General features: G+C 26.5%; 12 protein-coding genes and 2 pseudogenes. 12 read left to right on the top strand and 2 right to left on the bottom strand.

Annotated elements, in window-relative coordinates; genetic code table 4:
- Positions 1–811 precede the first annotated feature (811 nt).
- The 8 genes from AAHM98_RS06640 to AAHM98_RS06605 all read left to right on the top strand — a co-directional run bounded on the left by AAHM98_RS06640 (position 812) and on the right by AAHM98_RS06605 (position 11,400).
- Entirely contained in the window at positions 812–1,489 is a 678-nt protein-coding gene (locus AAHM98_RS06640) for a DNA integrity scanning protein DisA nucleotide-binding domain protein (protein ID WP_342276070.1), read from the top strand.
- On the top strand, positions 1,489–2,250 hold the full coding sequence (locus tag AAHM98_RS06635; protein ID WP_342276069.1) for a type III pantothenate kinase: 762 nt from the start codon (positions 1,489–1,491) through the stop codon (positions 2,248–2,250). Before AAHM98_RS06640 ends, AAHM98_RS06635 begins: the two co-directional genes overlap by 1 nt.
- Before the next feature lie 68 nt (positions 2,251–2,318).
- Positions 2,319–4,010: a hypothetical protein gene (locus tag AAHM98_RS06630; RefSeq protein WP_342276068.1), complete on the top strand. Its 1,692-nt coding sequence runs from the start codon at positions 2,319–2,321 to the stop codon at positions 4,008–4,010.
- Between the two features lie 19 nt (positions 4,011–4,029).
- Complete coding sequence (thiI, locus tag AAHM98_RS06625) at positions 4,030–5,208, top strand: tRNA uracil 4-sulfurtransferase ThiI (RefSeq protein WP_342276067.1); 1,179 nt, start codon at positions 4,030–4,032, stop codon at positions 5,206–5,208.
- Between the two features lie 445 nt (positions 5,209–5,653).
- Positions 5,654–6,313: a hypothetical protein gene (locus AAHM98_RS06620; protein ID WP_342276066.1), complete on the top strand. Its 660-nt coding sequence runs from the start codon at positions 5,654–5,656 to the stop codon at positions 6,311–6,313.
- 143 nt (positions 6,314–6,456) lie between these two features.
- On the top strand, positions 6,457–6,633 hold the full coding sequence (locus tag AAHM98_RS06615) for a hypothetical protein (protein ID WP_342276065.1): 177 nt from the start codon (positions 6,457–6,459) through the stop codon (positions 6,631–6,633).
- Positions 6,634–7,395: 762 nt separating this feature from the next.
- Positions 7,396–10,464, top strand: a complete 3,069-nt coding sequence (locus AAHM98_RS06610) for a DNA polymerase III subunit alpha (RefSeq protein ID WP_342276064.1) — start codon at positions 7,396–7,398, stop codon at positions 10,462–10,464.
- 234 nt (positions 10,465–10,698) lie between these two features.
- On the top strand, positions 10,699–11,400 hold the full coding sequence (locus AAHM98_RS06605; protein ID WP_342276063.1) for a hypothetical protein: 702 nt from the start codon (positions 10,699–10,701) through the stop codon (positions 11,398–11,400).
- Between the two features lie 65 nt (positions 11,401–11,465).
- Here the strand turns inward: AAHM98_RS06605 and udk are convergent.
- A pseudogene (gene udk / locus AAHM98_RS09055) lies at positions 11,466–12,089 on the bottom strand (uridine kinase).
- Between the two features lie 10 nt (positions 12,090–12,099).
- On the bottom strand, positions 12,100–12,531 hold the full coding sequence (gene ruvX / locus AAHM98_RS06585) for a Holliday junction resolvase RuvX (RefSeq protein ID WP_342276059.1): 432 nt from the start codon (positions 12,529–12,531) through the stop codon (positions 12,100–12,102).
- A 93-nt stretch (positions 12,532–12,624) separates the two neighbouring features.
- On the opposite strand from ruvX, the gene AAHM98_RS06580 reads away from it, so the two are divergent.
- The 4 genes and pseudogenes from AAHM98_RS06580 to AAHM98_RS06565 all read left to right on the top strand — a co-directional run.
- Positions 12,625–13,485: an ankyrin repeat domain-containing protein gene (locus AAHM98_RS06580; protein ID WP_342276058.1), complete on the top strand. Its 861-nt coding sequence runs from the start codon at positions 12,625–12,627 to the stop codon at positions 13,483–13,485.
- Positions 13,486–13,487: 2 nt separating this feature from the next.
- A complete protein-coding gene (locus AAHM98_RS06575) occupies positions 13,488–13,838 on the top strand; it encodes a hypothetical protein (RefSeq protein ID WP_342276057.1) in 351 nt (116 codons plus the stop codon).
- A 156-nt stretch (positions 13,839–13,994) separates the two neighbouring features.
- Positions 13,995–14,189, top strand: a complete 195-nt coding sequence (locus AAHM98_RS06570) for a hypothetical protein (RefSeq protein ID WP_342276056.1) — start codon at positions 13,995–13,997, stop codon at positions 14,187–14,189.
- Positions 14,190–14,338: 149 nt separating this feature from the next.
- A pseudogene (locus AAHM98_RS06565) lies at positions 14,339–15,070 on the top strand (IS256 family transposase); the annotation flags it as partial.
- Positions 15,071–15,153: the final 83 nt, after the last annotated feature.

Here is a 15,153-nt window from a genome sequence, read left to right as displayed (position 1 = left end):
AAGCTATATGATAGATAAGGGTAGACCACTTGAATCGGCTTACAAGAGTAGATTCAAACCACCATAAGCTGCGTTGGTAAAGAGCCATCGTTGTGAGCGTTATGGAAAAAGGCACTAATTAAAAGTGCCAGGTGTAGAATAAAGAGACGAACGAAAGTGAACCATTGATGAAGTGTCGTAAAAAGGTATAGAAGATGTCAAAACCAGAGTGTTGCGCCCCACGCTGGGATAAATTTACCGGAAACTTGTTTATTGGATAGGTGGCATCCGACATATAGGTGGCGTAAATTTATTCTGGGCTATTTAAGATGAGTTAGGCCAAAATATAAGAATTTTCGAACTAAAGTAAAACATTCATTTCAATTCTTGTCAAAAATCAAAAAGAGGTTTCCGAGTTTCTTTTATCATTGAATAGTATAAAGGTATAAAAAAAGATTGAATAATGGAAACTGTATGACATGAGAGTGTCACGGACAGTTTTGTGAAGTTCTTGTGGGGAAGTTCCGCTGGCCTACTTACCTGAAGCGAAAGTTTCACGTTGGGTTTCGAAGTCAAGGAGAAAAAGGTGACTTTTTCCTCTTAGATTAACAAAGCCATTTTTAAATCATATGAGAAAAAAATTTGAACATACAGAAAAATTCAGAAAACTTAGTGATAAAAAAAATAAAAAACTAGAGGGTAGATTGAATGTAGATTGAACCCCTGAGAGTAAGCATTAATTAATTTATGATATTTTTATCATATTTTGTTTTTTTATTTTATAATTATAGTAATGAACTTAATTTTTTAGTAAGGTATGGTGTTATAGTCAATGTTTACAAATATATTTACTAATCTAGCAGGAATAGTTACTTCTGATAATGAAACACTAATTGAAGAAGTTGCCATTTTATTTGCAGTAACAATTGCATTATTATTGATAATCTTAATTTTATTAGTAATGTTTATTTTTATTCGCGGTAAAAAAACATGATGAACAACAAGAGCTAAATCACATATGAAACTATTAGCAACGTCAGAAAAAAGAATGTTAGCCAGCGTTTTATCAGAAGCAATTATTAAACTTGCAGAAGAAAAGATTGGCGCTTTAGTAACTATTGAGCGCAATGTCTCATTAAATGAGTATACAGACTTAGGTGTTAAAATTGATGGCGAAGTAACATCACAACTGTTACAATCAATATTTATTAAAGATTCGCCACTTCACGACGGGGCGGTTATTATTCGTTTAGGTCGCATTGAATGTGCTTCTACTTACTTCCCATTAACTAATAAAAAAATATCTTCTCAATTTGGTTCTCGCCACCGTGCTGCCATTGGGATTTCTGAACAAACAGATGCTGTTTCCGTGATTGTCAGTGAAACAACAGGTGCAGTTTCGATTGCGCGTAGTGGTAAATTTTTACAAATTGAAAACCTAAATAATTTAGTTCGTACTTTGTATGATGAATTAGCATCAACTAAAGAAATGGCGCAACAATTACAATAATGAAAACATTATTAATGGATGTTGGTAATACTTTAATTAAAATTGCCACAGTTGGTGATGATAAAATCATTAGCCAATGACCAGTAATTAACACCAAAGGTAAAGATACTAAAATGTTATTAACAATAGCATTTAAAACTCATCATCAATTAACTATTGATAATGCTATTATTAGTTGTGTCGTTCCTAGTTATTTATCATTACTTAAAACATTAGTAAGAACAACTTTTCATTGTCAACTAGCAATTCTTAACTATCAATTAATTGCTCATGCGCCATTAAAAATTAAGTTAAATAATCCACAATTAGGTAGTGACCTAATGGCACTGGCTATTGGTGCTACTGCTAAATATGAAAGTGTTATTGTAATTAGTTTAGGCACAGCCACCACTTATACTATTATTAAAAACAATACCTTAGTAGGTGTTATTATTGGTCCAGGGATTAGTGTTAGTAAAAATTCTCTAATTGCTAATGCAGCACTGCTTAGTGATTTTAAAATAGAACATTATGCTTCCATGTTAGGAACAACGACATTACATGCATTATCAATTGGTTATGGTTATGGTTTTAATGCCATGATTAAAGGAACAGTTAATCAAATTAATCAAGAGTTACAAACGATACTTCCTGTTGTTGTTACTGGTGGTGGAGGTGGTGAAGAATTAAAATCATACTTTGATTTCAACTACGATGATGAACCACAAATTTTATTAAATGGTTTATTTATTATTTCTCAACATCTCCTAGCAAATAAATAATAAAATATAAGATACTATATTAATATGTAGGAATTTTAACAAAAGTAATGCAGAGAGGGGCAAACAAGATGTTAAAAGTGATAGATATTAATCATTTAAGCGTGGCAAAAATTATAACTGTTACCGTTATGATTTTACTTTGTCTAGTTATTATCCTTTTAACATGCTTTTTAGTGTTGTTAAGTAATTATAAAAATAAACAATTCTCCACTTTAAAAAATCTTCAATATATCCAAAATGTTAATATTAAAGAACGCTTAATTCGAATTAAACAAATGGTTATTACTAATGAACAGTATGCTGCCATGTTAGGGATTTGAATTAGTCGTTATCATCTGTTTTTAAAAAAAGATTTAAAAAATCTGTTTAAAAATTATCAACAAACGATTAAATTCCAAAAAAATAAGCAATATTGAAAAACAGCTAAGTTAATGAAAAAAGTTTACAATCGCAGTAAAGTTTTAAAACATCAAATCCAGTTATTAATGACAGAAATTGATTACTTTATTAGTATTGACCAATTGTTACGCGAATATCAATTATTTTTCAAACAAAATTTTAATTATTTACAAGACCAAACGGTTAAAATTACTTTACAAAACAATTTAAATGAAGAACAACTACAAGCAGTAATTAAAATTATTAATGATATGTTTAAACAATTAGAATTAGTTATTAGTGATGCTAACTTACCAAAAACAATTAGTTTATTAGGAGAAATTGCGCTTGCTGTAGTTACATTAGCAGAAATCATTGCTCACTTACCAAAACTTAATTATCTAGTTAATGATGAAATTAAACAAAAAATGATTGTTTTAAAAACTAAATGTCAAGTTACTAAAATTGATGAAAGTTTATTATTACAATTTCAAGAATTTGAAATTGTAATTAAAGAACAATTAAAATTAGTCATTAATCAAATTAATAATTTACAATATAAAAAAGCTAAAATTCAAGTTAGTGAAATTTTAGAAAAAATTGCTATTTTTAATAGTGAGATTAATAAAGAACAAGCGTATTATAAAACCTTTAAACAAAATTATACGCATTTTTTAACGGTTAATTTTAATTTTAATGAAATATATGATGATATTAATCGTCAAATTATTGCTATTACTAAAACACAACAAGCAGAATTTAATCATGAAAAAGTTCAAGATTTAGAAACTATTATTAATAAACAATTATCTAGTTTTAATCATTTTGATAATTTATTAATTGTTGAAAACCAAAAATCAATTAAAAGCACTAGTTATCATCAATTATTATTAATATTAAATGAATTATTTGAACATAGTATTCTTGTTTTTAATAGTTTAAGGGAGTATAATAAGTTGTTAAACCAACAAAATAAACCCAAAATTAAATTCGAGATTATTATTAATAAAATTAATTCTATGATGTTACAAATTGATACTATTTTAAATAATATAAACTATTATTATTTAATTGAAAAATATGATGAAAATTTTCTGGTATTACAACAATTAATTAATGATACTATTATCAAGTTTAAAATTAGTGATGTTAATAATCAATCATTATTAGTGTTTAATAACGTGCAAAATAAAATTTTTCAATTGTATACATTAATCAAAATGGAAATTACTATTCATAAATTATCACATGCTACCTTAGTATTTGCTAATCGTCATCGTGTTAATTTTCAAATAAAATCAAAGTTTGATGATATTGAAACCAATATGCACAATAATCACCATCAACAAGCATTAATATTATTATTGCAATTAATGGAATAAAATAACAAAAGAGGATTCAATGATACCAATTATTATCATTCGCTATGGCGAGTTAACAACTAAAAGTAAAAATCGCATTGATTTTATTAAACAATTAAAAACGAATATTAAAATTATTTTACAAGATTTTAAAGATATTAAGATTATTCATTTTCATGACCGCATGGAAATTACTGATTTAGATTTAGCGCTAGCGTCACCAATTATTAGTATCTTAACAAAAGTATTTGGTATTAGTTCATTATCTTTTGCTTTTAGAATTGAAAAAGATATTGCACAATTAAAAACTAAAGTTCTGGAATTAGTAAATCAACAAGATAGAGCGAATTTTAAAACCTTTAAACTATTTGTTACTCGTAGTGATAAAACCTTCAACATGAGTTCTGATGAAATTACAAGAGTTATTGCTCCTATCATTTTAAATAAAACATCATTAACAGTTGATGTAATTAATCCTGATTTAAAAATTAATATTAAAATTAATCAAAATGATATTTATTTATTTGCTAATAAAATTGATGGTGCAGGTGGATTTCCTGTTGGTAGTTCGGGGAAAGTAGTGTTATTACTAAGTGGTGGTATTGATTCACCAGTCGCAGCTTATAAATTAATGAAACGTGGTTTACAAGTTCAATATTTACATTTTGCTACACCACCTTTTACTTTACCTGCTGCGTTAAAGAAAGTTCAAAAGTTAGTAGAAATCTTAGCACCTTATAATGTTGGTAATAAAAAATTATATATTTGTAACTTCACTAATTTACAAAATGAAATTAGTCATATTAAAAAGGAAAGTTATCGTATTACACTAATGCGCCGGATGTTTGTTCGTATCGCTAATATCTTTGCTGAGAAGCATAAGTTCCTTGCTTTAGCAACAGGTGAAGCTATTGGTCAAGTAGCATCACAAACTTTAGCAAGTATTAATGTGATTAATAATGTTTCTACCTTACCAATTTTACGTAGTTTAATTACTGAAGATAAAGTTGATATTATTAACTTTGCCAAGAAAATTGGTACATATGAAACATCGATTTTACCATTTGCTGATTGTTGTTCTTTGTTTGTTCCTAAGAATCCAGTAACACAACCAAAACTATACGAATGTGAGAATTTAGAAAATCAATTAAAACAATTAATTGATTGAGAACAAATTATTATTGATACTGTTGAAAATATTGAAAAATTAGAAGTGTAGTTATATTTTTGCTAAAAATTGAAGAACATACAATACGAAGAATTTTGAAAGTAATTAAAGAAAAAATGTTATTCAAAGTGGATTAGTTAATTCAATTGTTGATTCTATCTCAAAATTAAAGGTTGTAAATGATATAAAAAGTAAGGAGAAAAATAGTAAGAGAAGAATTTTAAGCGAACCAAGTAAACAAAAATTTCACACTATTCATAGTTCTCAAAATAGAAAGAGAAAACAAAATGTTGAAGAATTAAAAAAAGAATCCAAATCTATTTCGAAGTTAAAGGCTGTTAATGATAAAAAATAAAAAAAATAATATTGAAGAATTTTATAAGTATTAGAGATGATTAAAATTAAAAAAATAAGGAAATACTTGAAAGAAATTCATAAAAATGGATTGAATTCTTTGAAAATTAATTTATTTTAGAAAACAATTAAAACTGACATTATGACTTTAGCAATTCCAAACCACAAAATGTTTGAAGAAAAATTTGATGAATATCTTCATACAACGGAGCATGATTTTATTGATTTAAAAGTTATTGTTGATTCTAAACAACTATTAGAAGATTGAAAAAATAAAACTAAGTTGCCTTTTTCATTAGACTATATATTGAATAATTATGTACGTTTTGAAGATAATTTAGAAACAGACATCTTTTTTGATGATTTAGATCTAACTTTTTACTTACTTGGTAAAAATTATATTTCAAAAAAGAATATTTGAATAGTAAATTCCTGAACATTTTCTTTTGAAGAAAATCAATTTAATAAAGAAAGTAAAGAAAAAAATTGAAAAAAAATTATGGATTTTGATGAAGAATATGTTTGATGGTTAGAAAAAGATTCTTTTAAAAAAGAAATAAATAATAGTAATCCTACATGATCTTTAACAATGCATTTACACAGCTCTGATAATTTAGTAAAAGAACTGTTGTTTAAGGGTAATCAAACAATTAGAATAAATTATTGCAAGGTTAATACTACACTAACTGAAAAAGGTTATGAATATTTAAATTCAGGGTTTTTAAAAAATAATTGAAAATGATTAGGAACCTCATTAATAGCTGTTATCATTCCTATTTTATTTAAAATATTTTGAAAATAAAAAAGAACCTTAAGGTTCTTAATAATATTTAACCGGTTTGGTTACCAGGCAAGACATCGCACATTACTACTTTGCCATATCGGTATATATTAATTATATATTATCTATACTTAATGTCAAGAAAAAGAAAAGAGAAAAAATAAATGAGTAAACTAGTTTTTAAAAGAATGTATATTTATAAATTACATCGCTCTGAGTTATTAGATCACAAAGAAGGAAGACCTGCAATTTTATTAAAATATAAAAACCAAAAATCATTAATTTGAGCAGGAACTCATAAATGTGATTTAAAAACTACAGAAATCATTAGATTGAAATAAAGAATTGCAAGAAGAAAATTCAGTGTTAAAAGATAAACATTTATGAAAAGAAAAACCAAATATTAAAACTAAGAAGAACCATGAAAATGAAAGATAAGCGTTAAAAAATACAAACGAATTGGGGGGGGTTAGTATTCACAAAAGAAATGTTTGATAAATATCCTATAATCATGCTTAAAATACATCTTAAAAGAGCACACTAATTATGAATGGAAATAATGAATACCTATAATAAAGTAGACACAAAAAAGAACCGTTTTGTGGTAAAACTTTATTGAGAGAGGTGTTCATTTTATGCATAAATGATATTCAAAAAAAGTAAAAATAACTCAAGACCAAAAGAAAGCAAAGAATTTAATCCCTGATTAAGTCAAGCAAGAATTAGAGTAGAGCATGTTTTTTCATGAATAAAAAGATTCAAAATTTTTAAAAATTGTTATCGTGGAAAATTAAAAAAATTTGGGCTACGTTTTAATTTAATTGTAGGCATTTATAATTGAGAAAAAAATTTAAGTACTCTTATGTTATAAGTTTTACAAAGCACCAAGTCTATTGGTTTACCTCTCAGTTTGTCTCATTTGCATATTAGCGTTCCTTTAGATTTTGTATTCTTATTTTTAATTACATCTAGCCCTAAGAATTTCTAATTCCTGAATTCCTGAACTAAAAATTAATTAACTTAAGAAACCCTAATACCTTAATTTAATGTTAAAATTAATTAGTATGAATATTAATAAAACATATTAGAATGTAGGGAAAAATATGAAATATGCTGTTAATTTAAATGTTCGTTCTAACTGCTCATTCCTATCATCAACCATTAAAATTCCAGAATATATTGCCTTTGCTAAAAAAAATAATATTAAAACACTGTCATTAGTTGATAGAAATATGCTTTATGGTGCCTATGAATTTTATTCTACTTGTGTTGAAAATGATATTCAACCATTAATTGGTTTAAATTGTACTTGAGAAAATGTTAATATCAAAGTAGACTTAACGCTAATGGCTACAAACTATTCTGGTTACCAAAAACTTATGACTATTTCGACAATTATTAGCACTAACAACGGAACAATTAATAATGAAATAGTGCAAAGATATCTGACTGTAGGTCGTGAAATTATTGTTATTGTCCATGTTGATAAACAAAATGTACGCTATATTAAAAATATTTATGATATTTTAAATGCTTCTCGTTATCAATTAATTTACTTTGGTTTAGTGCCCTCTGATATGGTTAATATTGAATTACTAAAAGGGATTACCAAAAACGTTATTCCCTTTGATTTAGTTTTATATTTAGAAGAAAGCCATCATAGTACTTATCAAGTCTTAAAAGCAATTAAAGAACAAAAACAATTAAAACCAAAAGACTTAGTTAAAAGCAAAGAATTTATTTTTAAAACCCAAGACCAATTACATAAAGAATATCCCATTGAAATTATCGAAAACATTGAAAAATTAGTTTTAATGTGTGATATTAAATTCCCTAAAACTAATCTTGCTACTAAAGAGTTGAATTTACCTAAGTTTTCTTGTCCTAGCGGCTTAACTAGTCCTGTATATTTACAAGAATTGTGTAAACAAGGTTTAGAAAAACGATTCCAAAGTCAAGAAATTTCACAAGTATATGTAAAACGAATTTTATATGAATTACAAGTTATTAATGAAATGGGCTTTGCTGATTATTTTTTAATTGTCAATGATTATGTTAAATTTGCTAAAAATCAAAATATTATGGTGGGACCAGGAAGAGGTAGTGTTGCTGGTAGTTTAGTAGCATATGTGCTTGGTATATCTGATGTTGATCCTATTGTTTATAATTTAATTTTTGAACGTTTTTTAAATCCACAACGAATTTCATTACCAGATATTGATATTGATTTTGAAGACATAAGACGTGATGAAATAATTGAATATATTCGTCAAAAATATGGACAAGAACATGTTGCATATATTGTTACATTTCAAACTATTGCTAGCAAAATGGCCATTCGTGACTTAGGTCGTGTCTTTCAAATTAGTATGGATGATATTAACGAAATGAGTAAACTGATCCCTATCCAATATAATTTTGACATTGAAGTTGCCATTAAGAATTCTGCTAAACTGCAATGATATGTTAGTAAATATCCGTTATTATTTACGTTAACCAAAAGAATTCTTGGTTTTCCTCGACAAATAAGTACCCATGCTGCAGGAATTATTATTGCTAAAACACCATTAGTTGACACTATTCCTTTACAAATAGGTTTTAACGGGATATATCAAACACAATTCCCTATGCAAACTGTTGCTAGCTTAGGATTAGTAAAAATGGATATTTTAGGGTTACGCAATTTAACAATTTTACAAAATATTTTAAAACAAGTAAGCGAACATTATTCTGTTAACTTAAATTTATCAAAAATTCCGTTAAATGATGAAAGAACTTTTGTCATTATTAAAAATGGTGATACTAGTGGTATTTTTCAACTAGAATCACCTGGTATGCGTCAAATCCTAATAGCAATGCAAAATAACAGTTTAGAAGACATTATTGCAGCTTCATCGTTATTTCGTCCTGGACCCCAAGACTATATTCAAGATTATATTAATTGTAAATTAGGCAAAAGTAAACCTAATTATGCTCATCCCGACTTAATTCCTTTTTTGCAATCAACATATGGGATTATTATTTATCAAGAACAAATTTTATTAATTTTACAAAAGATTGGTGGCTATTCATTAGCTAAAGCTGATTTAATTCGTCGTGCCATTGGCAAAAAAGATGATGCTAGTATGAAAGCACAAGCTACTGAATTTATGAAGAGTGCTACTGCTCGGGGTTATAAAAACAAAGTTGTGAAACAAATTTGAGATGATATTGCTAAATTTGCAGGTTATGGTTTTAATCGTTCTCATGCTGTTGCCTATTCTTTAATTAGTTATTACTTAGCGTATTTAAAAGCTAATTATCCATTAGCATTTATGGTTTGTTTACTAAGTAGTGTTATTGGTAATGATCAAAAAATGTTGCAATATTTAAATGAATGTCAAAAATATAATATTAAAATTTTACCACCTTCATTACAATATTCAGGTGTTGATTTTTTAATAGATATTAAAAATCAGGCTATTCGTTATAGTTTACAAGCTATTAAACAAATGAGCCAAGGTACGTGTAGTTTAATTGTTAAAGATCGTAATAGTCATGGACTTTATAGTGACTTCTTTAACTTTTGTGCCCGAGCTATTTTAATTGGTTTAAATCGTAAAAATATTGAATTCTTAATAGCAGCAGGGGCCTTTGATGATTTAGAACAAAATCGTACAATGTTATTAATAAATTTAAATGCTGCTTTAGAATATGCCAATATGGTACAAATCAAAGATGAAACAACACAGAAAATTATTCTTAACTTTAATTTAATTTCCAAACCAATAATGTTACAACGAGAAGATGATTGAAATAATAATAGTATTAATGAACATCGCGCCTTAGGAGTGTATTTAAAATATAATCCAAAAACATTATGACAACAACAATTAGATCCTAATAATAAAACTGTTGATTTAGCAGACCTTAATAAATATGTTAATCAATATGTGCGAGTATATGGAATTATTATTAATATTAAAACAATACTAACTAAAAATCAAAAACTAATGGCATTTTTAGAATTACAAAATGAAAATACAGTTGTTGCAGTTACCGTATTTGATAAATTATATAAAACTTATCAAGAATATTTACAAATTAATAAAGTAATTTTAATGGAAGCTAAAGTTGAAATTTATCAAGAAAAACTGCATTTGGTATTAGTAAGAGTAGTAGACAAAATCTAATGTTATATGAAAATAAATAATAAGGCGATTTTTCTGTTATTTTTTTTGAAAATATATATTGCAACTATTAAGTTTATATTTTATAATTACAACATATATTTAAACTTTTAACTATGTAAATTTAGAAAAAGGCAGCGGTTATAAAATTAAAGGAGGTTTATCTATAGTTAAAACTATTTTTTCATTATTAACAAGTTCTAAATATAAATTAGTTTTTATGGAGGAATAAAGGATATGAATTTAAAAAAATTATTAATGTTAGTTGCTGGAACAGTGTTAGTTGTTCCAGCAACTTTATCAGTTGTTGCATGTAATGAACCAACACAATTAACGAAAATTGATAGTGTTATTACTACAACGGATTTAAAAGAAATTACAGTTCCAAGTAGTGATGAGGCTACTCAACCATCATCAGTTGAAATATTAGCTGCTATTGATAAAGTAGATAAAATTGATTTAACAGTTAAAGATGTTGAAATTACTAATATTACAACTACTAGTGCTGATGTTAAAGGGATTGGTAATTATGATGGTGATGTAACTGTAACATTTACAATTGTTAAACAATATTCAGATGCTGACATTCAAGATGCATTTAAAAGTAATATTACTGATGAAAACCCATTAGTATTTTCTATTGAAAAGACTGACAATAATGATACTGCTGTTAAAGAGTTAACTGATATCTTTGCTAAGGATAGTGATAAAATGTTTGTTTCTTTATTATCTGAAGATATGCAAAAACAATTTGATGATAATAAATTAGGTTTCTACAATCATGTTTATAACTCACCTAAGAATGCAGATTATGTTGCTGATGATTTCTTTAAAAATCCTCAAGATGATGTAAAAGTTTATTTCTATATTGCGTATAATGCAACTCATGATACAAGTGGAATCTATATTCCTATTAATCTAAAAATAACAGATAAATAATCATTAAATTTAAAAGAGTTACTACCTTCAGTGTTCACACATTATGGTAGTAACTCTTTTCTTATCTATTTAATAATTGATTTAATTTTAGTAACAATAATATCAATGGCCACACTATTATGAAAATCAAAAGGAATAATAATATAAGCATATCTTTTTGTTGGTTCAACAAAAGCATCATGCATAGGTTTTACTGTTAAAGCATATTGTTGTAAAACATTGTCAAGACTACGATTACGGAAACTAACATCGCGTTTAATTCGTCGTAACAACCTCGTATCACTATCCGTATCAACAAAGATTTAATGGTTGATAATTCACGAAGAATAGCATTCTCTAAAGCAAAAATCCCATCAAGAATAACAACATCACCAGGGCCAATGACTTTTGTTCCCTTACTGCGCGTATTAATTGTAAAGTCATAAATAGGTTCTTCAATAGCGTTACCAAGTAATAATTGTTCTAAATCATGAATTAATAATTCCATATCAAAAGCATCAGGATGATCAAAATTAATACGCTTTCGTTCTTCAAGTGTCAGTTTACTTAAGTCGTGATAGTAGTTATCCATTTCAATAAAAACAACATTTTTTTTTATCACAAGCCTCACCAATTTTTTCAGCAACAGTACTTTTCCCAGAAGCACTACCACCAGCGATGGTGATTAAATTAATTTTTTTGTGTTTCATTTCATTTCACCTAAACTATTTGTTGATTTATTTTGTCAAAATAAGATTGCAAAATAATGGCTGCTGCTAGTTGGTCTTTAACTATTTTTCACTTGTTACGTGACACATCAGCTTTAATCAATATTTGTTGCGAAGAATACGTTGTTCTTCTTTCATCTTGTAAGACAATATTTAGTTTATCATTATTTTGTTGTAATTTAAATGTTTCAATAAACTTGTTTACGGTTTGTGCACTAGTACCAATTGAACCATCCATATTCAAAGGATAACCAAAAACAAGAGTATCAACTGGATATTCCTTTATTGCAGTGTTTAGTTGTGCTATGGCATCATTAAAGTCATGTTCGTAGAAACGTAAAGTTTTTCAACTAAAAGCAATTTTTCCTTCACCACGAGCAAGACCTAATGTTTTACTGCCTAAATCAATGCCTAAATATTTCATAATACAATTATACGCAATATTTAATAACAAAGTTAAACTTTATCAAAAATAGTATTAACTTGCTTTTAAATGATTTTAAAAGGAGTTTTTAAAATGTCATTAAAAAAAGAATTTGTAGAATCATTAGACAATAATGAATTAATTAAAACTGAAGAAGATTTTCTTCAATTATTAGAATTGCTTGATAAAGAAAATGATGTTAATAAGCAAATAGGTAATGGAGAAACATTATTACATTTAGCAGTTTGAGAAGGCTATGTTGATGTAGTTAAAGAATTGCTAAAAAAAGGTGCTAATATAAATCTTCCAGACACTGCTTCTAGTAGGACACCTATTCATTTAGCAGTTAAAAGAAATAATATTAAGATGGTTAAAATTTTACTTGACACAAATTATGATTACTTTTATTATTCTGGCTTTAGTATTAAAGATTTAGAATATAATACACCTTTAATGATTGCAGAAAAACAAGGTTATCCAGAAATAGTTGAATTATTAAAGTTAGATAATATCATTGATAAAATAAAGAATAAAAGTAAAGAACAACTAGAAAAATGCCAATATGATGAAGAAAATGAGAAAGTAATTTATAGAAATTTTGAAGATAACATTCATTCTTATAAGAAGCTTACCAAAGAAATAGAAATATTAAATAAAGATAATGAAAGATTAAAAAGAAAAAAAAGTAGTAAAAGTAGTAAAAGTAGTTGATTAAAAAACCTTATAACATTTGGTTTTTTCAGTCGAAAAATAGTTCAAAAAATGATGAAAAATACTAAAGATATTTTTACTAAGAGAACTCAATTAAACGAAAAGAAAGAAAAACTAAAAAATATTACTGAATCAATAAAAGAAAAGTCAGAATTATCTGAAGTAAAAAAAGCAATAAAATATTGAATGACCAACTTCAAAGTTTGACAAAAAAATATGAAAAGCAATCTAAAGATTTTTTAACTATGAAACAACACCTTAAAATTAATGACGAAAAACTAATTAAATTAATGGAAAATTTAGAAATTAATAAAGAAAAAATTAATGAGTTAAATACAGAAAATGAAGAATATAAAAAAACTCAAAGTACACATAATGATGAAAAAGATAATAAATTCTTATTATTAGATAATACTATAAGAGGCCAACAAGAGGAAATTACATTTTTGAACGCCCTATTGCGTGATTTCAAATTAAGAGATTCCGGAATTGAAACTGCTTCTGAAGCATTTGATTCAGATACAGATAGTTTTAATAAAGATTTAGTAAATAAAGAAACAAGCCAACTACTAAACATCACTTCAATGCATAATTAATTAAAATTAAATTTAAAGATAACTCTTTTGAAAAGAGTTATCTTTTTTGTTTTATCTTTTGTTTTTTTATGAAAAGTTTTATATTATTTGTGGGTAGTTTAAAGATAAAAAATAATCCGAAAAAAATTAGTAGTCAAAGAAAGGAAAATATTTAATATGGACAAAAAACAAGAAAATATGAATAAGGAATCTGAAGAAAGAAAAAAGTTTTTACATAAATTAAAACAACAAAATAGAAAGATTGATTTATTAGCAGCAGATTGTGAAAGACAATCAGAGAAAATAAAAAGCTTACAAAATTCTCAACCTTCAACAAGTAAACATAAATCCTCTAAATCACCCAAAATGTAAATATTTAAGATTATAAAAAAATTAAATTAGCGGTATTTGAATTCTCTTATGGGTATGTCCAGTAAACTGTGTGACTAACAAAAATAACTATACCTAATTAGTTCTAGAGAATATATAATAAATATACCTAGAAAGAGTGAGTTACACATATGTCTAAAAAACATAACCCTAATACCAATGATTCAATATCAAAAGCAGTAGATTTATTACTAGAAAATACAGATGATTTAACAACAGTATTTAAAGAAGGAGGACTATATAAAGAACTAACCAAACGACTAGTAGAAAAAATGTTAAATTCTGAAATGCAAAATCATTTAGGACACGATAGAAATCAACGTAGTAATAATGATAATGTTCGTAATTGCACGACAACAAAAAGAATAATAACTGAACAAGGTACGGTTGAAATTGATGTACCAAGAGATCGTAATAGTAATTTTGAACCAATGTTAGTTCCGAAACGGCAAAGACGATTTGATGGATTTGATCAAAAAGTATTTTCTTTATATGCTAAAGGAATGACTTTATCAGATATTAGAATTCAATTACAAGAGTTATATCATGGAGTTGAGATTAGTGAGAGCTTAATTAGTGAAATTACTGATGATGTAAAAGCATGGCAAAATCGGCCATTAGAGATCATTTATCCAATTGTTTACTTTGATTGTATAAGTAGTTAAAGTAAGGCAGGATAAACGTAGCATTAACAAATCCGTGTAGCATTAGGCATTAGTTTAACTGATCATAAAGATATTTTTAGGTCTTTAATTAGCGAAAATGAAGGAGCCAAGTTTTGACTAGCAAACCTAACAGAAATGAAAAATAGGGGTCTAAAGGGTAGCTTAATCGCTTGTACTGATAATCTAACGGGAATGAATTATTAATTTTTAATGCTTCATCTATAAATAAAGAATCAGGCGCTGTATTATTTAGAATATTAAAATCTGAAAATTAGAAGAAC

This window comes from Spiroplasma endosymbiont of Nebria brevicollis, assembly GCF_964030895.1.
Lineage (GTDB): Bacteria > Bacillota_I > Bacilli_A > Mycoplasmatales > VBWQ01 > Spiroplasma_E.
The sequence above is the reverse complement of the archived record's forward strand: the minus strand, read 5'-3'. Positions and strand labels throughout refer to the sequence as shown.